Genomic DNA, 18,908 nt, shown 5'->3' on the forward strand with positions numbered 1-18,908 from the left:
CTACCGCACGCTCTGGCTCTGGCCGGTAGGCGTGACGACGCGAGTCGTCGGCACCGGAAGAGGGTGGTGACAGGCGACCTGGCGACTGCCGAGGGTGCGCAGCGTCGGACGTTCCTTGCGGCAGATCTCGGTCGCCGCGGGGCAGCGGGGGTGGAACGGGCATCCGCTCGGCCTGTTGGCGGGGCTCGGCACATCGCCGCTCAACACGATGCGCTCCCGTCGTGGCGCACCGTCACGATCGATCTGCGGAATCGCCGACAGCAGCGCCTCGGTGTAGTGGTGCGCAGGGGACGCGTAGAGCTCCTCGGCGTCGGCCAGTTCGACGAGGTCACCCAGGTACATGACGGCGACGCGGTCGGAGACATGCTCGACGACGCCGAGGTCGTGGGCGATGAACACGTACGTGAGTCCGAACTCATCCTGCAGGTCGGCGAGCAGGTTGAGCACCTGCGCCTGTACCGAGACGTCGAGCGCGGAGACGGGCTCGTCGGCGACGAGCACGCTCGGGTTCAGGGCGAGTGCTCGCGCGATCCCGATGCGCTGCCGCTGTCCACCGGAGAACTCGTGCGGGTATCGGCCCGCCATGCTCGGATCGAACCCGACGCGCTCGAGCAGGTCGGCGACGCGATCGGGGATGGCGCGACGATCCGTTGTGCGGTGGATGCGCAGTGGCTCCGCAACGATGTCGGCGACGCGCATCCTCGGGTTCAGCGACGAATACGGGTCTTGGAACACCATCTGCAGGCGGCGGCGCACGGGGCGGAGCCTGCGCCTGCTGAGCGACGAGATGTCTTCACCCTCGAACTCGACAGTGCCTGAAGTCAGGTCGATCAGACGGGTCAGACACTGGCCGAACGTGGACTTGCCACACCCCGACTCTCCGACGATGCCGAGGGTCTCTCCGGATCGCACCTCGATGCTGACCCCGTCGACCGCGGTCACCGTGCCCTTCTGCTTGCCTCTCAGGGCGAACGTCTTCACGACGTTGTCGGCCCGAAGCACCACGTCGTTCACGCGACCTCCTCCCTCAGTTCCTCGCGTACCTCATCCGGAAGCCAGCAGGCGTCGAGATGGTTCTGCTCCTCTCCCGTCGCGATCAGCGGCGGCAAGGTCGAGCACTGCTCCATCGCGAACCGACAGCGCTTCTGGAACGGGCATCCCGTCGGCTGGTCGCGCGGCCCAGGCGGAAGTCCGGGGATCGTCGGAAGCCTCTGCTTGCGCTGGCCCGGCTTCGGGATCGCGCCGAGAAGTCCCCAGGTGTAGGGATGCCGCGGCCTGCGCACCACGGTCGACTCGTCGCCCATCTCCACGGCCCGGCCCGCATACATCACGATCACGCGATCGGCGGCCTCGGAGATCACGCCCATGTCGTGCGTGATGAGGATCACAGACGAGCCGTACTTCGCTTGCAGGTCGCCGATCAGCTCGAGGATCTGGCGCTGAGTCGTGACATCGAGAGCCGTGGTCGGCTCGTCGGCGATCAGCAGAGAGGGATGACACGCCAGCGACATCGCGATCATCACGCGCTGCCGCATGCCGCCGGAGAACTCGTGCGGATACGACCGCGCGCGACGTTCCGCATCGGGGATGCCGACCTCGTCGAGCAGGTGCACCGCGCGGCTCCAAGCCTCCGCCTTGGTGACCTTCTCGTGGTTCATGATCTGCTCGACGATCTGCCACCCGACCGTGTACACGGGCGTGAGCGCCGTCATCGGATCTTGAAAGATCATCGAGATGCGATTGCCGCGAATGCGGTTGAGTCGCTTGGTCGGCATTCCGATGAGCTCGGCGCCGTCGAACCGCGCCGATCCCGTGATGGTGGCGTTCGGGTTGTCGAGCAGACCCATCATCGAGTACATCGAGACGCTCTTGCCCGATCCCGACTCGCCGACGATGCCGAGCACCTCGCCGGGAGCGACGGAGAAGGAGAGCCCGTTCACCGCGTTGACCACCCCCGCCCTTGTGCGGAAGGCGACCCGCAGATCGCGCACGGCCAGCAGGGGCGAGGATGCCACGGCATCCGCTGTCGTGTCGGGTCCGGCGATGCCGGATTCTGTGATGTCAGGCACGGCGCACCCTCGGGTCGATGACGGCATAGAGAAGGTCGACAACGGCGTTCGCCGCCACGACGAAGAACGCCGCGTACAGCACGCACGCCATGATCACGGGCAGGTCGAGGTTCTGCAGCGAGTCCCAGGTGAGCTTTCCGATGCCCGGCAGACCGAAGACGACCTCGGTGAGCAGTGCGGCACCGCCGACGAGCGAGCCGAAGTCGAGGCCGAACAGCGAGACGACGGGTGAGAGCGATCCGCGCAGCGCGTGCCGCCAGAGGATGCGCCGCTCGGAGAGCCCCTTGGCCCGGCACGTTCGCACATAGTCCTCGGAGAGCGCGTTGACCAGCTCGGCGCGCAGCACTCGTGCGTAGATGCCTCCGTACAGCAGCGCCAGCGTGAGCCACGGGAACAGGAGATGCAGCGCCCACTGACCGGGGTCTTGCGTGAACGGCACGTACCCGAGCGGGGGCACCCACGAGAACACGGTGTCGTGCAATCGGTCCTGAGTGACGAGGTTGACCACCTCGCCGACCCAGTAGGCCGGGAGCGAGATCGCGGTGATGCCGACGATCATGATGATCGGATCGACGACGGTGCCTCTGAACCTTGTGGCGAGGATGCCGCCGCCGAGCCCGAACGCGATCCAGATGATCGCGGCGCCCAGCACCAGCGACAGCGTCACGGGCGCGGCCTGCATGATCTGCGGCACCACCCTGTCGCCGATGTTCACGTAGGAGGTGAGGTCCTGCGTGATGAACAGGTGGCTCATCATCAGCACATAGCGCACCGGCAGCGGCTGATCGAAGCCGAACTCGTGACGCACCTGCGACAACACCTCGGGCGAGGCTCCTCGTCCGGCGATGCGCGCCGCGGGGTCGACTCCGGGCGTGGCGAAGAAGATGAGGAACACCACGACGCTGATCGCGAACATGACGAGCACGGCGGAGCCGAGCCGCTTGGCGACGTACATCATGCTGCACCTCGCAGTTTCGCCTTCGGGTCGAGCGCGTCACGAACGGCGTCGCCGAACAGGTTCAGTGCCACGGCGGTCAACACCAGCAGGATGCCCGGAGCGAGGGCCACCGCCGGCCGCGTGTAGAGCAGGTCGAGCCCGTCGTTGATGATGGTGCCCCAGCTGGCGGTCGGCGGCTGCACTCCGATGGAGAGGAACGACAGGGCGGATTCGGTGAGCATGTTCAGCGCGGCCATCAGCGGAATGAACACGATGACCGTCGGCAGCACGTTGCGCAGGATCTCCCGTCGCAGAATGCGCCAGTCGCCGGCGCCCAGACCGATGGATGCCTTCACGAACTCGCGGTTCTTCAGGGAGAGCACCTGCCCGCGCAAGGGTCGTGCCACATAGGGCACGTAGATCAGCGCGATGATCCCGATCGGCAGCATCAGGTTGCCGGGGCCGATCACGATCGGCCCTATCCGCAGCCCGTCGGTGAGCAGCACCACTGAGAGAGAGATCGCCAGCAGGTAGACCGGGAACGCCCAGACGATGTCCATCAGTCGCGAGAGCACCCAGTCGATCGGACCGCCGAAGTACCCGGCCACGATGCCGACGAGCGCACCGGCGGCACAGCACAGGATGGCCGATGTGAAGCCGATGAGCAGTGTGGTTCTGCCCCCGTACAGCAGCCGGGCGAACACGTCACGACCCTGCCCGTCCGCGCCGAGGAAGTATCCGCTCAGATTCCAGGTCGGGCCGATCGGCTCGACACCGAGCTTCAGGCCGGTGGTGGACTGCTGCAGCACAGCCACCCGCTCGCCGGCGACCATCGTGTAGCCGTTGAGGTTGGACTCGAACGGGTTGGTGTGCGCGATGTATTGCGCGTACAGGGGTGCCGCCAGGCACAGCGCGATGATCGCGACGAGCAGGACGCCGGAGACCACGGCCACCGGGTTGTGCGCGATCTGGGTGAGCGCGACCCGCCACGGCCCCGCCGGTCGCTCCATCTGTCTTCGCGCTCTGGCTGCCGTCGCGACCGAGACGCTCACTTCAACCACAGCTGGTCCACGAGCATGTAGTACTGATCGCTGAACTGATAGTTCTTCACACGCGACGAGGTGAAGTCGATGAGCTTCGGGTTGAAGAGCGGCACGAGCGGCGAGAGCGCCATGTACTGCTGGTCGATGTCGCCCCACTGGGCGTTCGCCGCGGTCTGGTCGGTCAAGCCCTTGGCATCGGCGGCCGTCATCTTCGCATCGAGATCGCGGTTGCAATACCCGGCGATGTTGATCGAGCTGTCGCTGTTCGGGTGGAACGACGAGCACGAGAGCAGCACCTGCAAGAAGTCGGACGCCGCCGGGTAGTCCTGGTACCACTGCGTCAGGCTCAGCTGCACGTGGTTCTTCGTGTTCTGGATGTAGTTGTACTGGATGTTGTTCGACAGCGGTTTGATCGTCGCCTTGTAACCGAGTTGGTTGAGCAGGCTCACCAGGTAGAGTCCGATGCCCTTGTTGACACTGTCGTTCTGCACCACGACGCCGACGGACTGACCTGCTGTGCCCGACTGCTGAACGAGCTGCTTGGCTTTGGTGAGATCAGGGGCGCTCCACGTGCTCCCCCCGCCCTTCGTGTAGTCGCAGAAGTCTTTGTGGCCCGGGAAGTCCGGCGGAAGGATGGTGCATGCCGGGGCTGCGAGCGAACTGCCGCCGTAGAGCTTCACGATCGCGGCGCGGTCGACGGCCCAGTTGATCGCCTGACGCGCCGACTCGTTGTTGAACGGAGCGATGTTCGTGTTCAGCGCCAGGTACCACATGGCCGTCAAAGGCGTGACGTGCACCTGCGACGCGTACTTCGTCGAGATCTCGGAGAGCCGATCGGAGGGCGGGGTGTCGTACATCCAGTCGGACTGGCCGTTCTCCACTGCAGTGACCTCTGCCTCGGCGGTCAGGCCGAAGGTCTCGTCGATCTCATCGGGGTAGCCGACCGGCGCCGCTTCCTTCGACCAGGAGTGGAAGTAGCGGTTGCGCTTCATCACGAGGGCCTTGTTCGGCGAGTAGCTCGCAAAGTAGTAAGGGCCGGTAGTGGGAATCGGTGTGGTGCCGGCGTCCTTCGGAGCGGTGTCCGCCGGCAGCACCGAGGCGAACGGCATGGCCAGCTGCGCCTCGAATTCCGGGTCGGACTGGGTCAGGTGGAATGTGATGGTGCCGGCGGACGAATCCGCGACGATGCCGCCGTTCAACGTGCAGGTCGCCGGTGTCTTCAGGCATGCATCGGCGCCGACGATGACGTTGTACCAGGAACCGGCGTTCGGGCTGGAGACCTTGAAGAGACGACGGAACGATGCGACCACATCATCGGTGGTCAGGGTCTTGCCGTTGGAGAACTTGATGTCCTTGCGCAGCTCGAACGTGTAGGTCTTGCCGTCCGGGGAGATCGTCGGCATCGCGGTGGCGAGGTCGGGCACGATGTCCTCCGATTTCGTGCCGCCCACCCTGGCGTATGTGAGCAGCCCGTCATAGGCGCCCTGATAGAGCTGCCAGTACTGCAGCGTGTAATTCACCTGAGGGTCGAGGGTTCCGCCCGCCGACTGGGCGGCGAGGTGCAGGGTGCCGCCCTGGTGCGCGCCGTCGGAGGCGTCAGCGGCATCCGTGGTCGTGCTGCTGCCGCACGCCGAGAGGGTCATGAGCGAGGCGAGCGCCGCGACGCTGACCAGCGCCTTCGTGATGGTGCGCATGTCATCCTTCTTCGTTTCGGGTCGTTCCATCGGGTTTCGGGTGAGGGATGCTCGCACGGCGCCTTCAGGCCGCGGAGCGCGCATTCCAGCGCACGGGGGCGTCGATCTGGGTCACCGAGGCTGCCGCCCCGAGCGGCGCGAAGACCGCGATGCGACCCTGCAGGTCCACGCCCAAGCACTCGGATGCCGTCGGGCACGTCACCGAACGCAGCCCGGCCCCTGCGTCCACGTTCCTTGCGGCGCCGCTCACTGCACCGGTCGTCGGGTCGTACGTGACCGCGTCACCGCTGAGGTCGACACCGGTGCACTGGTCGCTGGAGACGCAGTCGACGCCGGTGAGCACGCCGAGCCCCGCTGCCAGGCCGTCGCCTTCGAGCGCCGTCACTCCATCGGCGAGCGCTGCCCCGGTCGCCGGCGTGAACGAGACCTCGTTGCCCCAGCCGTCCACGACCGTGCAGGCAACCGTCGACGAACAGCTCACCGAGGAGACGCCGTTGACTGTCTGCGCGTCGAGCGAGGTGACGCCCGCAGCTCCGACGGCGCCGGTGCGTGGGTCGAAGGTCACTTCGGTGTCTCCGTTGTTGCCTCCGCCGCCCGCCGCCGTGCACTGCGACGCTGATGGGCACGACACCGACGCGAGGTAGGTGTGAGGATCGACGGAGGCCCGCCCTGTCACGTGAGAGGTGCCGGGCACGAAGGTGATCTCCATCCCCTTGCCGTCGACGAGCGTGCACTGGCCGGCGGAGACGCAGTCCACCGCGGTGGGCTCACCGCCCGGATCGATCGCGTGCGTCGACGATGCCCCGTGACCCGAGGCCGGGAACGTCACGGCCGATCCTGCTGTATCGATCGCCGTGCACATTCCGGACTTCGAGACGCACGAGACCGACACGAGGGTGCGACCGGGATCGATCGCCAATCGCCGCGCCTTCGCCGGGTGGGCCGGATCGAACACCATGGCCGATCCGAACTCGTCGACTGCCGCGCACTCGTGCGCCGAGGCGCACGACACCGACTGGAGCGCCGACGGGATGGTCGAAGCCGTCGCCGAGCTCACGCCGGCCCCAGAGCCGATGGTCGACGAGCTGTGCGTCGAGGAATCCTCCTGCGAGGCCCTCGACGATGACGCGGTCTTCGTCGTGTGGGCGGCGCCGATGGGCGAGATGCGGTACATCACCGTCTCGGTGGGCGCCACCGTCGCGGACACCGTCCCTGTGGCTGTGGTCGTTGTCGCTCCGGACCAGAGATCCTGCACCCGGTAGGAGGAAGCGGCAGGGAGTCCGAGCTCGGCGGCCGTCGCGGACATGGTGGCGGCATCCGTCGTGCTCTCGTTGAAGAGGGTGACGGCGACGTCGCCGTTCTTCAGTTCCCGCGTCATGACGAGGTGGGTGCCGTCGAAGGTGCCGACGATGTGCGCGGGAGCGGCGAGGGCATCCTGGTCGACCGCGATCACGCGCTTGTTGCCGAAGACCGAGACGGCCAGGTCCAGCTGCGCCTTCGTGGCCGGAGTGGTGTCGGGACCGCAGTCCGCCGCGCAGAGGTTGGTCGACATGAGCAGCGGCTCGGCCATCTCGGAGAACATCGACATCTCCGAGCGGTCCTCAGCGGGTGTCAGCGTTCCGTTGCCGACCTCCATGGCGTCGGGGTCGATCCAGTGCCCGGGTGTCGTCAGGGACTCGTATTGCTGGGCGTCCGCGTTGACGATGCCGACGACGCTGCCCGCCGCGTGGCGTCCGGTGGCGACGAAGTTGGCGTTGGCGTCACCTGTCGGCCGGTCGAGCTGCGCCATCGGCAGACCCCATTGGGCGGAATCGATGGTGCCGGCGCCCGCGATGCTCACCGTGATCGGCCGCTTCTGGGCCCGGATCGCGTCGACCAGCGCGGTGTACATCTTCACCTGGGTGGTCTGCTGGTCGGTGTCGTACGCGGCGTTCGTCGAGAAGGTCGGTCCACCGAAGCCCTGGTTGCCGGTGTCGGCGTCGATTCCCGTGTAGCCGGCCGGCGCGTTGCTCGCCGGCGGCACGAGCGAGTCGCCGCAGCCCCAGTCGATTTTCACGTAGTCGGCGCCCCACTTCGCCAGGGTTGCGGCGTCTGTGGAGTCGAAGCCGTAGCTGCCAGGGATCTCCTCGCAGTTCCAGTTGTTGCCGGCATCGAGATAGAGGCCGAGCCTCAGTCCGAGCATGTGCAGATCGTCTCCGACGAGCGCGAAACCGTCATCGGCGCACGGTGAGCTGGGCGGGAACGCGTACGAGTTGACGTAGAGCTCCCCGTTCGGGAGCCGGCCGTTGATCGCTCCGCAGGTCTCGGGGTCTTGCGCGATCGGCGCCGTGATGCCGTAAGTGTTGGGACTGCCGAGGCCCTCGTTGTCGTCGTAGCAGCCGTCGCTGTTGATGTAGTCGTAGCCATCGGCCTCGAGGCCGGAATTGTGCACGAACTTTGCGACGGCCTCCATGTTCTGCGAGCCGTTGTCGCATGCGTAGGCGTTGTAGCTGTTCCACCCCATGGGTGGCGTCGCCGCCAGTGCGGGCGTTCGAGCAGGGACGGCGGCCGTGCGTGCGGATGCCTCCTGTCCGCCGGCGCTCGTCGATGCGGCCGCCGGGGTCACGGCACCCAGCGCCGACGCGATCACGAAGACCGTCGTCGCGACGACGCCCAGGGTCGTTGTGGTGCGCATTCTCGTGGTTCCCGTCTCTCGTCGTTGAGTGAGCAAGCATGCCCAACGGAGGTGCTTTCCAAATGTGTACGTTCACACGGTAGATGTCACACGAGACCTTGTCCAGCGGGAATCTTGCTCGATTTGTGGATTTTGAGCCGATATCATTGGGCAGACGACGCAGTTCGTCTCGGCTTCGCGTGAGAGGAAACGTTCACCTGATGATCAAGAACACCGCAGGAAGCAGCCGATGACGCAGAGCACCGAGCACGAGGGCACGCACAAGGGAGCGCGGGCCGACTCCGCTGCGCAGCACGGAGGCAGGCCGCCGTCGATCGTCGATGTCGCGGCACTCGCGAACGTCTCGTACCAGACGGTCTCGCGCGTGCTCAACGGGCACCCGAGCGTGCGCCCCTCCACTCGCCTCGCCGTGCTGGGGGCGGTCGAGCAGCTCGGCTACCGTCCGAGCAATGCAGCGCGCACGCTCGTGACCGGCCGCTCGCGCACCCTCGGCGTGCTCGTGCTCGACATCGCCGACAGCGAGGGCCTCACGCCGCTGTACGGCATCGAGCACAGCGCGCGCGAGCTCGGTTACTTCGTGGGCATCGGTGCCGTCGACGCGATCGATCGCACCTCCGTTCAGGCGACCGTCGGGCGACTGGCTGAACAATCCATCGCGGGCTTGCTGGTCATCGCACCCGTCGACGCGACGCAGGATGCTCTGGCCTCGGTCCCACCGCACCTTCCGGTCGTCGCCATCGAGGGTGATCCCGGCGGAAGCGTGACGACAGTGGGCGTCGATCAGGCCGCCGGTGCCCGCGCGGCTGTCGAACATCTGCTCTCCCTCGGCCACGAGACCGTCTTCCACGTTCGCGGCCCCTCGGAATGGATGCAGTCCCAGGACCGGATGGCGGGGTGGCGTGCCGCGCTCGAGGCGGTCGGGGCCGACACCCCGATGCCGTTGGCAGGGGACTGGACCGCCGAATCCGGATATGAGGCCGGGCAGGTGCTGGCCCGCATCCCCGAGCTCACTGCCGTGTTCGCCGGAAACGACCAGATGGCGCTGGGCCTCATGTTGGCGCTCAGCGAGCGAGGCATCTCGGTGCCGGGAGACGTCAGTGTCGTCGGCTACGACGACGGGGCCGACGCCCCCTATTACAACCCGCCATTGACCACCGTTCGTCAGGATTTCAGGGCAGTCGGTCGTCGTGCGGTCGAGCTGCTCGTGTCCCGGGTCGAAGAGAGCGACAGCGAGACCGAGCACGTTCTGCTCGACGCCGAATTCGTCGCCCGCAAGAGCACGGCGGACGCGCGCGCACTCGTCAGTAGGGCTGCTGTCGACAGCAAAACCTTACATCGGTAGGTTTTTCGAGTACCATCGTGGCGACCGCTGATGTCGTCGCGAGACACCCCGTGTTCCCCGGCGCGGCGCCGTCGCGGTCGACGGAACGAAGGAGTGTCGCACCATGGCCGCCTCACTTCGTGTCGTGCTCGGCTCCCGGCAGCAGGCGCTCGAGCAGGGCGAGCGATCGCCGCACGTCGACGTCGTCGGGGTCGAGAAGCCACTGCACCTGCAGGCCGTCGGATGCCGCGATCACCAGGGCCGCGGCATCCTCCGCCTCGAAGTCGGCGGCGATGTCGCCCGCCGCCTGGCCGGCCCTGATGTGCTCGGCGAGCAGCGCGCGCAGCCCGCGGAATCGCTCGCGCACGAAATGCTCGGACACCGGATGCCCCGCCTGCACGGCATCGCTGCTCAGCGTGGCGTAGAGCCGCACGAGTCCAGGGATCGAGCTGTTGCGGTCTGCGCTGGCGGCCATCGCCTCGACGACGCTCTCGCCCTCCGGCATCGGCGAGCCGAACGCCTCGCCGACCGAGTTCTGCTCGTGCGCCCGGTACACCTCGACGAGCAGTTCGTCGCGCGTGGCGAAGTAGTGCCGCAGAGTGGCGTGCGAGACGCCGATCGCGTCGCCGAGCGTGCGCAGCGAGGTGCCGTCGACGCCGTGGTCGGCGAATTCCTCGATCGCACTCTCGATGATCTGACTGCGGCGGGCCACGCCCTTCGCGTAGGAACGGCGCGGGGATGCCTCGTTCCCCGCCTCGCCGCCGCTCATCCTGACATCGTAGGCGGCCACGCCCTGCACCCGACCGCGCCGGCTCTCGACTTGCGCGCCACGTCTTCCGGCGCGACAGCCAAGACCTGGCGCGATCGCCAGACTCTCACCACCCCGCAGAAAGGACTCGCATGAGCGCGAACACCCCATCCTCCGACCGCGTCGAGCGACTGCTCGCCGAGCTGAGCACGAAGGAGAAGGTCGGCCAGCTGATCCAGTACTTCTACTTCGCGCTGCCCGCGGGCATCGAGACCGTCGAAGGCCTCGACCCGTTCATCGCCAAGCAGCCGCAGATGGTCGAGGCCGCGCTGGCCGACGGCTCGGTCGGCTCGCTGCTCTTCGTCACCGACCCCGACGAGGTCAACCGCCTGCAGAAGCTCGCGATCGAGGGCAACGCCCACGGCATCCCGCTGCTGTTCGGTTTCGACGTGATCCACGGGCTGCGCACCATCTTCCCCGTGCCGATCGCTCTCGCCGCGTCATGGGATGCCGACACCATCGAGCGCGCACAGACCGTGGCGGCCCGTGAGGCGCGCGCCGTCGGCATCCACTGGGCGTTCGCACCCATGGTCGACATCGCGCGCGACCCGCGCTGGGGCCGCATCGTCGAGGGCGCGGGCGAGGACCCGCTGCTCGGCTCGGTCGTGGCGGCGGCGCAGGTGCGCGGCTTCCAGGGCGATCGCCTGGGCGCCGACGGGCACATCATCGCCGGCCCGAAGCACTTCGCCGGCTACGGCGCAGCGCTCGGCGGCCGTGACTACGACGAGGTCGATCTCTCCGACCAGGAGTTCTACAACACCTACCTGCCGCCGTTCAAGGCGGCGATCGACGTGGGCGCCGGCAACATCATGTCGGCCTACATGGACCTGAACGGCGTGCCCGCCTCCGGCAACCACTGGCTGCTCACCGAGGTGCTGCGCGATCAGCTCGGCTTCGACGGCTTCGTCGTGACCGACGCGAACGCGGCCAAAGACCTCGAGACGCATCACTTCGCGGCCGACACCACGGATTCCGGTGTGCGCGCACTGAACGCCGGCGTCGACATGGAGATGGGCATCTTCCAGCCCGCGTTCGAGCACCTCACCCAGGCGATCGATGACGGTCGGGTCGACATCGCGCGAGTGGACGAGGCGGTGCGGCGCATCCTCACCGTGAAGGAGCAGCTCGGCCTGTTCGAGCAGCCCTACGTCGACGTCGAGGCGTCGAAGCAGGTGCTCGCTGACCCTGCCCACCGCGACGAGGCGCAGCGCGCCGCCGAGCGCTCGGCCGTGCTGCTGCGCAACGAAGGCGGCATCCTCCCGCTGAGCCCCGACGCCCTGCAGAGGGTCGCCGTGCTCGGCCCGCTCGCGGATTCCAAGCGCGACACGGTCGGTCCGTGGGTGTTCGACTTCGACCTCGACGAGACCGTGAGCATCGCCGAGGGCATCAAGGCACGACTGAGCGACGCCGTGTCGGTGGCAGTCGAACCCGGCATCGCGACACCGACCCGCACCTTCCCGTCGATGTTCGATTCGTTCGGGCTCTCCGGTCCGTCAACGCCGGAGGACTTCGACCCCGAGGCATCCTTCGCACGGGCCGTCGAGCTCGCCTCGCACGCCGATGTCGCCGTGCTCGTGCTCGGCGAGCAGCAGGACATGATCGGCGAGAACGCGTCGCGCTCCGAGCTCACGCTGCCCGGTGACCAGCAGCGGCTGCTCGAGGCAGTCGTCGCAACCGGAACGCCCGTCGCGCTCGTGCTGATGAACGGCCGGCCGCTGGAGATCGGCTGGGCCGCGGAGAACGTGCCCGGCATCCTCGATGTCTGGTATCCCGGCACCCGTGGTGGCGATGCCGTCGCCGCGCTGCTCTTCGGCGACGTCGCACCAGCGGGCAAGCTGCCGTTCACGTGGCCGCGCAGCGTCGGCCAGGTGCCCATGCACCACGCGATCACGCGGTCCCACGCCCCACAGGACCAAGGCAAGCGGTACTGGAACGAGGCGAGCACCCCGCTGTTCCCGTTCGGCCACGGGTTGTCGTACACGTCGTTCGCCTACGGTGAGCCGACGGTGGATGCCGCGACCGCAGGCATCCACGACACGGTCACGGTGTCTGTCGACGTCACGAACACCGGCGACCGCGACGGCGTCGAGGTCGTGCAGCTCTACCTGCACCAGCGCTTCGGCACGTCGTCGCGCCCGCTGCGCCAGCTGAAGGCGTTCGAGCGCGTCGAGATCCCGGCGGGCGAGACCCGCACCGTGCGGTTGACCGTCGGCCCCGACGAGCGCCGCTACTGGAGCGCGGCCACCCGCGACTGGGTGCTCGACGCGACGGTCTTCGATGTCTGGGTGGGCGGCGACGCCACCGCGGAGCCGCACGCCGAGTTCACCATCACCGACGACTGACCTGCATGGTCTGACCGCACATCTCAACCAGAAGGAGCACTTCGTGTCCAATCCCTCCGTTCAGCTGTACTCGGTGCGCGACGCCGTCGACGAGAACCTCGACGAGGCCGTCGCCCGCGTGGCCGAGATCGGTTTCCGCAACGTGGAGCCCTACGCATTCCACCTGCGCACCGCCGACTACAAGCGCGCGTTCGCGGCATCCGGCGTGCAGGCGCCGTCCGGCCACGCCCCGGTGATCGACTCGGATGCCCCCGGCTCGATCTTCGACGCCGCCGCCGAACTCGGCATGACGACGGTCATCGACCCGTTCATCCCCACCGACCGGTGGCAGACATCCGATGACGTGCACCGCATCGCTGATCGCGTCAACGAGCTGACGGCGCAGGCCAAGGAGCGCGGCCTCGAATTCGGCTACCACAACCACCAGTGGGAGTTCACGAACAAGGTCGAGGGCCGCCCGGTCTACGACCTGTTCGTCGAACTGCTGGGACCCGACACGGTGCTGGAGGTCGACACCTTCTGGGCGACCGTCGGTGGCGCGGATGCTCCGGCGCTACTGCGCTCCCTCGGTGACCGGGTGCGCGCCCTGCACATCAAGGACGGCACGATCGACGAGGACATCCGCAACGTGCTGCCCAGCAGCGAGAGCGCGCTGATCGTGCCGGAGGCGCTGAAGGCCGCGTTCGAGAACCAGACGCCGGCCGGGCAGGGCGACGTCGACGTGAAGGCGATCCTCGAGGCCGCACCGAACGCGCTGCGCGTGGTGGAGTTCGACGCCTACCGCGGCGACGTCTTCGAGGGCATCGCCGAGTCGCTGGCCTGGCTGACCGCCAACGACTGAGCGGAGCACCCGAGGCGGCCTCCGAATACCGGAGCGATCACGCTCTCGTCGCGGGCACCGGAGCGATATTCCGGTGCCCGTTGCGTGTTCGGTCCTTCGGGGCCCTGGCCCACCGAACGGGACCGGCTCAGGCGGTGGCGGAACCGTGCAGCGGCAACACCCTCTCGACGCCGCCGCTGCCCAGAAACTCCGCGACCGGCAGCGTCGCAGCGCCGAGGGCCACGGCATCCGTGCCGAGGGCCGCGGGCACCGACGCCACTCGCTCGAACGGGCGCGCGAGCGCGGTGCGCCCGATCGCGGCGTGGATGCGCTCGAGCAGTCCCTGCCCGAGCGCATCTCCTAGCCACCCGCCGAGCACGATCCGGTCGGGTGTGAACAGATTGACGATGGTGCCGAGTCCCGCGCCGAGATAGTCCACGAGCTCGTCGATCGCCTGCGCGGCGGCCGGGTCGGAGTCGTCGGCGGCGAGGATGGCGCGCATCCTGTCCTCGACATCGCTCGGGCTCGTCGCCTGATCGCGCTCGGTCAGCCGGTCGTAGGTCGCGACGATCGCGTCGGCGCCCGCGTACGCCTCGAGGCATCCGCGTGCTCCGCACACGCACTGCTTGCCGCCGGCCACGACCGTGGTGTGGCCGAGCTCACCGGCGAACGACGCGCCCCCCTCGCCACCCCGCGCGATGCTGGCGCCCACGCCTGAGCCGAGCAGCACGACCACGGCGTTGTCGCTGCCGCGCGCGGCGCCGAACCAACGTTCGGCCTGGCCGAGCGTGTTGGCGCCGTTGTCCACGAGCAGCGGGAGCGAGGTGCGCGCACGCAGCATCCGCTCGATGGGCACATCGCCCCAGCCGATGCTCTGGCCGTAGAGCACGGCCTCGGTGTCGCCGGGGCACGGAGTGTCGGGGTCGCCCGCAGCGGCATCCACGGGCACCCGCTCGACCAGCCCCGGCACACCGACGCCCACCCCGAGAATGCTCTCCTCGTCGATACCCGCCTCGGCGACGACCGCGTCGATGCCCTCGATCACGTGGTCGACCAGGTCGTCAGGAGACAGCCGTGCGTCTTCGGTGACGGAGCGGTGGGATGCCCGCACGCGCATCCCGAGATCGAACAGCTCGACCATGACGGCGGTCTCGCCCACGTCCACACCGATCACGTGGCCGAAGTCGGGGTTGATGTGGAAGAGGCCGCGCGGGCGTCCCCCGTTGGACTCCTCAGAGCCCACCTCGGCCACGCACCCGGTGCGCACGAGGTCGCTCATCACGTTGGAGACGGTCGCGAGGCTCACGCCCGCCGCGCGGGCGACGCCCTGGTAGGTGAGCGGTCCGTTCAGATAGAGCTCCCACAGAGTGCGAGCCCGATTGCTCCTGCGCAGGTCGCGCACGGTCGTCGAACGTGCTGAGGGCATCCGATCCACCCGATCTTTCGGTGGGTGTCCGGCATGACCCCCGACCTCAGGGGCGGACAGCCCGTTTGCCCATCGTACTGACCAATTCGCGCGGGTTCACCGTTGCAGCGGGTCATCGCGCGCACGCCGCGGCCGTCGACAGCCTGCGCACCGCGTCACCGCCGCGACCGACACCATCGGTAAGGTGTGCGCATGACCGAGCACCCGACCGGCCCCGGCAACGACGCCTCAGCCGGCACCCCGCATCCTTCTCCGGCGTCAGCGGCCACCGATGCCGCAGCGGATGCCGCCGCGAACGAGACCCTGCAGGACGCTCCCGTTCCCCGGCGCAAGGTGCTCGCGTGGGCGCTCTACGACTGGGCGGGATCGTCGTTCAACGCCGTCGCCACGACCTTCGTCTTCACTCGGTACCTCACGAGCTCCACGTTCGGCGATACCGACCAGCTGTCCGGCCAGCTCGGCCTCTGGCTGGGCCTGGCGGGCGTGCTCGTGGCTCTCACGGCGCCGATCACGGGTCAGCAGTCGGATGCCACAGGTCACCGCAAGCGCTGGCTCGGCGTCTGGACGGGCATCACGGCCGTGTCGCTGCTGGCGATGTCGTTCGTGTTCCCCGATCCGACGTTCGTGGTGCTCGGCTTCGTCGCGCTCAGCATCGGAACCATCGCCAGCGAGCTGGCGAATGTCAACTACTACGCCATGCTCACGCAGGTCTCCACGCCGAAGAACGTCGGCCGCATCAGCGGTTTCGGCTGGGGCATGGGCTACGTCGGCGGCATCGTGCAGCTGCTCATCCTGCTGTTCGCATTCATCAATCCGGAGCTGCAGGTCGGCCCGTTCGGCTACGTGCAGCTGTCGATGATGGTGGCGACCGCCTGGTATGTCGTCTTCTCGCTTCCCGTGTTCTTCGCAGTCGGCGAGAACCGGCAGCCACGCGTCGGCGGTGTGCAGCGCGCCGGCATCATCGGCGCCTACGCCGAGCTCGGTCGCTCGATCGCCCGACTGTGGCGGCGCAGCCGCAACACCGTGTGGTTCCTCATCGCGAGCGCGGTGTTCCGCGACGGCCTCACCGGCATCTTCACGTTCGGCGGCGTGATCGCCTCCGGCACGTTCGGCTTCTCGGCGAGCCTCGTCATCTACTTCGCCGTCGCGGCGAATCTCGTCGCCGGTGCCGCAACGCTGATCTCGGGCACACTCGACGACAGATGGGGGCCACGACGCCTCATCATCACCTCCCTCATCGGTCTGCTCGTCTCCGGCATCGCGGCGGTCGCACTCGCCCTCGGATTCTTCGACCCCACGGCCGGAGCCGCGCACGCCGACGGCACTCCAAGCGGCCTCGCGCCGTCGTGGATCTTCTGGATCTTCGGCCTGTTCCTCTGCCTGTTCGTCGGGCCGGCGCAGTCGGCATCGCGCAGTTTCCTGGCCCGCATCATCCCGGCGGGCCACGAGGGCGAGGTGTTCGGCCTCTACGCGACGACCGGACGCGCCGCCACGTTCCTCTCCCCGCTGCTGTTCACGGCCTTCATCGCCATCGGCGGCAAGCAGGTGTGGGGCATCGCGGGCATCATGCTCGTCATTCTCGTGGGCCTCGTGCTGATGCTCTTCGTGCGAGCGCCCCAGGGAGATCGCATCGACCTCAGCCGCTGACGCATCCGTCGGCACCGGAGCACACGGCACGAGCCGAGCTCCTCAACCGGCGGAAACGACCCGGACCCAGTCCCCACCGCCGCGCAGCGAGTCCCGCGCGGCCAGCGCCGTGCGCACGGCCAGCACGGCGTCCCCGGCAGGCGCCACGCGCGACGGCGTGCCGGATGCCACGCACTCGAGAAAGTGCGCCGCCTGCAGCGCGTACGGTTCGGCATCCCCGTGGGTCTCGTCTGAGACACGTGCACCCGTCGCGCTTCCGCCGTCCCCGCGCACCGCGAACTCGTTCACGACCCGCTCTCCGCCGATGTGCCGCGTCGCGACCATGCCGGCGTCACCGGTCACCTGCAACGCCGTGGCGAACGGCACGGACTGCGGCATGCGCGCATGACTCAGCACTTGGGCGAGGCCGCCGTCCGCGTACCGCACGGTCGTCTCGACCGGACCGAGGGCATCCGGTGCCGTGGCTCGCACCTCGACGGGCTCGCCGAGCAGCAGGTTCGCCTGGTCGAGATCGTGGATGCCCACATCGACGACGACCCCGCCCGACAGGTTCTCGTCGTACCACCAGGGCGTCTGCGGAGGCGCGATCATCCGCTCGGCGCGCACGTGCAGTGGATGCCCCACGGCACCCCCGTCCACCTCCGCACGCACTCGCGCGTACGCGGGGAAGAACCGCACGACGTGCGCCACCATCAGCACCAGCCCGCTCGCCTCCGCCTCCCGCGCGATCGCCTCCGCGTCGGCGACAGACAGCGCCATCGGCTTCTCCAGCAGCACGTGCTTGCCCGCGCGCAGGGCCGCCGATGCGAACCCGCGGTGCGTCGGCGTCGGCGTGCAGATGGTCACGATGTCGACGGCGGGGTCCGCGAGCGCGACGGCCAGGTCGGTCACGGTGCGGGCGTTCGGAGCGTCGGCGAGCGCGGCGTCCGCGCGTCGCGAGATGAGGTGGGAGACCTCGATGCCGGTGGCACGCCACGCTGCGGCGTGCGCCGCCCCGATGTATCCGGGGCCGACGATGGCGACTGTCATGACGGCATCCTGCCAGGTGGCGCGCTCGCCTTATGGCTTCTGGATGTCGATCGGGTCGGTGGCGGTGTCGTCCGGATCGAAGTCGGGGTCGGGGTCGTACGTGTCAGTCGGATCGAAGTCGGGGTCGGGGTCGTACGTGTCAGTCGGATCGAACCGGTCGGTCGGGTCGAAGTGCGCCGCCGGGTCGAGCCAGGGCAGCACCACCGTGGCGTCAGGGTCGCTGTGCGCCCGCGCAGGCCGCGTCGACGCGGACCGTGACGGCGTCTGCACCGGATGCGAGGCCGGTTGCTGGTATTGGCCGCCGTCCGGCATCCCTGCGGCAGCCTCGTTCCAGCGGTCGGCATACCCGCGCAGACCCGCGCGCTGGATGACGCGCTGAATGGTGAGGCCGCGCTCGTCGGGCGCGCCGACGAAGCGGATCTCGCGAAGCCCCTGCGCCTGCGCCGCCGATTCGAAGACGAAGTGCCCGTAGCCGAAGATGCGCCCGATGAACGGCTTGTACACCGAGATGTCGAGAATACGGGCGAGCGGCATTGTGGCGACCTGCTCGGAGAGGATGCCGTGAATGCGGAACACGCGCATGTTCGTGATGACGAAGTGGTCGCGCCTGCGGGCGAGGATGTGCCATCCCGCGTGCACGAAGAGCACGAGCCCGATGAGCACCGGCAGCCACCACACGACGGGCACGAGCAGGGCGAGGAGCATGACGATGACTCCGGCGATCAGCTCGAACATCGGGCCGACCATCGCGGCCCAGTGCTTGCGCACCTCGTCGATGACCACCTCTCCCTGGTCGGAGATGAGGTGCTTGGCGGTGCGCGGATCGACCTTCGTCATTTACCTGCGAGAGCGGTGAAGAAGTTGACGACGGCGGTGCCTGCGTCGATCACGGCGCCCACGACCACCTGCACCGCGTTCGCCGCGTCCTGCGGACGCGCGATCACGTAGAAGACGGCGAAGGCGACGACGACGATGATGATGACGCGTCTGATGATCTTCACGGGGGAGTCCTTCCAGTCGACGTCAGCGAAAGCATTCCCCCCGGATGCCGGCCCGCGCGTCGTGGCGCAAGTCGCCGCAACACTTCTACTCCAGGCA

The 18,908-nt window shown here is 68.2% G+C and carries 15 protein-coding genes; 4 read left to right on the forward strand and 11 right to left on the reverse strand.

Annotated features, from left to right (window positions below; translation table 11 throughout):
* From FPZ11_RS11995 to FPZ11_RS12020, 6 genes are all read right to left on the reverse strand, one after another.
* Nucleotides 1-1,014 carry an ABC transporter ATP-binding protein gene (locus FPZ11_RS11995; RefSeq protein WP_210415857.1) on the reverse strand — a complete coding sequence of 338 codons (1,014 nt, stop codon included), beginning with the start codon at nt 1,012-1,014 and terminating at the stop codon, nt 1-3.
* Nucleotides 1,011-2,069, reverse strand: a complete 1,059-nt coding sequence (locus FPZ11_RS12000) for an ABC transporter ATP-binding protein (protein WP_246846233.1) — start codon at nt 2,067-2,069, stop codon at nt 1,011-1,013. The genes FPZ11_RS11995 and FPZ11_RS12000 overlap by 4 nt, the downstream gene beginning before the upstream one ends.
* Entirely contained in the window at nt 2,062-3,027 is a 966-nt protein-coding gene (locus FPZ11_RS12005; RefSeq protein WP_146321214.1) for an ABC transporter permease, read from the reverse strand. The genes FPZ11_RS12000 and FPZ11_RS12005 overlap by 8 nt, the downstream gene beginning before the upstream one ends.
* Entirely contained in the window at nt 3,024-4,067 is a 1,044-nt protein-coding gene (locus FPZ11_RS12010; RefSeq protein ID WP_210415858.1) for an ABC transporter permease, read from the reverse strand. Before FPZ11_RS12010 ends, FPZ11_RS12005 begins: the two co-directional genes overlap by 4 nt.
* Nucleotides 4,055-5,743 carry an ABC transporter substrate-binding protein gene (locus FPZ11_RS12015; RefSeq protein WP_146321216.1) on the reverse strand — a complete coding sequence of 563 codons (1,689 nt, stop codon included), beginning with the start codon at nt 5,741-5,743 and terminating at the stop codon, nt 4,055-4,057. The genes FPZ11_RS12010 and FPZ11_RS12015 overlap by 13 nt, the downstream gene beginning before the upstream one ends.
* Before the next feature lie 64 nt (nt 5,744-5,807).
* Nucleotides 5,808-8,417 (reverse strand): glycoside hydrolase family 27 protein, encoded by a 2,610-nt coding sequence (locus FPZ11_RS12020; RefSeq protein ID WP_146321218.1) that lies wholly within the window; start codon nt 8,415-8,417, stop codon nt 5,808-5,810.
* A gap of 229 nt (nt 8,418-8,646) precedes the next feature.
* Between FPZ11_RS12020 and FPZ11_RS12025 the strand changes: the two genes are divergently transcribed.
* Entirely contained in the window at nt 8,647-9,759 is a 1,113-nt protein-coding gene (locus FPZ11_RS12025) for a LacI family DNA-binding transcriptional regulator (RefSeq protein WP_210415859.1), read from the forward strand.
* 112 nt (nt 9,760-9,871) lie between these two features.
* Here FPZ11_RS12025 and FPZ11_RS12030 read toward each other — a convergent pair whose 3' ends face one another.
* A complete protein-coding gene (locus tag FPZ11_RS12030) occupies nt 9,872-10,507 on the reverse strand; it encodes a TetR/AcrR family transcriptional regulator (protein ID WP_146321220.1) in 636 nt (211 codons plus the stop codon).
* 131 nt (nt 10,508-10,638) lie between these two features.
* Between FPZ11_RS12030 and FPZ11_RS12035 the strand changes: the two genes are divergently transcribed.
* Both FPZ11_RS12035 and FPZ11_RS12040 read left to right on the forward strand, forming a co-directional pair.
* Nucleotides 10,639-12,888: a glycoside hydrolase family 3 N-terminal domain-containing protein gene (locus FPZ11_RS12035; RefSeq protein WP_146321222.1), complete on the forward strand. Its 2,250-nt coding sequence runs from the start codon at nt 10,639-10,641 to the stop codon at nt 12,886-12,888.
* A 43-nt stretch (nt 12,889-12,931) separates the two neighbouring features.
* On the forward strand, nt 12,932-13,729 hold the full coding sequence (locus FPZ11_RS12040) for a sugar phosphate isomerase/epimerase family protein (RefSeq protein WP_210415860.1): 798 nt from the start codon (nt 12,932-12,934) through the stop codon (nt 13,727-13,729).
* Between the two features lie 127 nt (nt 13,730-13,856).
* Here FPZ11_RS12040 and FPZ11_RS12045 read toward each other — a convergent pair whose 3' ends face one another.
* Nucleotides 13,857-15,134, reverse strand: coding sequence for an ROK family protein (locus tag FPZ11_RS12045; protein WP_146321226.1), 1,278 nt, complete (start codon nt 15,132-15,134; stop codon nt 13,857-13,859).
* A 192-nt stretch (nt 15,135-15,326) separates the two neighbouring features.
* Between FPZ11_RS12045 and FPZ11_RS12050 the strand changes: the two genes are divergently transcribed.
* Entirely contained in the window at nt 15,327-16,781 is a 1,455-nt protein-coding gene (locus FPZ11_RS12050; RefSeq protein ID WP_146321228.1) for an MFS transporter, read from the forward strand.
* Between the two features lie 42 nt (nt 16,782-16,823).
* Here FPZ11_RS12050 and FPZ11_RS12055 read toward each other — a convergent pair whose 3' ends face one another.
* From FPZ11_RS12055 to FPZ11_RS19300, 3 genes are read right to left on the reverse strand one after another with little or no spacing between them, the layout of a single operon-like run.
* Nucleotides 16,824-17,810, reverse strand: a complete 987-nt coding sequence (locus FPZ11_RS12055; RefSeq protein WP_146321230.1) for a Gfo/Idh/MocA family protein — start codon at nt 17,808-17,810, stop codon at nt 16,824-16,826.
* Between the two features lie 30 nt (nt 17,811-17,840).
* Nucleotides 17,841-18,647 carry a PH domain-containing protein gene (locus tag FPZ11_RS19525; RefSeq protein WP_146321232.1) on the reverse strand — a complete coding sequence of 269 codons (807 nt, stop codon included), beginning with the start codon at nt 18,645-18,647 and terminating at the stop codon, nt 17,841-17,843.
* Entirely contained in the window at nt 18,644-18,811 is a 168-nt protein-coding gene (locus tag FPZ11_RS19300; RefSeq protein WP_168203816.1) for a hypothetical protein, read from the reverse strand. Before FPZ11_RS19300 ends, FPZ11_RS19525 begins: the two co-directional genes overlap by 4 nt.
* Between the last annotated feature and the right edge of the window lie 97 nt (nt 18,812-18,908).

The organism is Humibacter ginsenosidimutans (assembly GCF_007859675.1).
GTDB lineage: Bacteria > Actinomycetota > Actinomycetes > Actinomycetales > Microbacteriaceae > Humibacter > Humibacter ginsenosidimutans.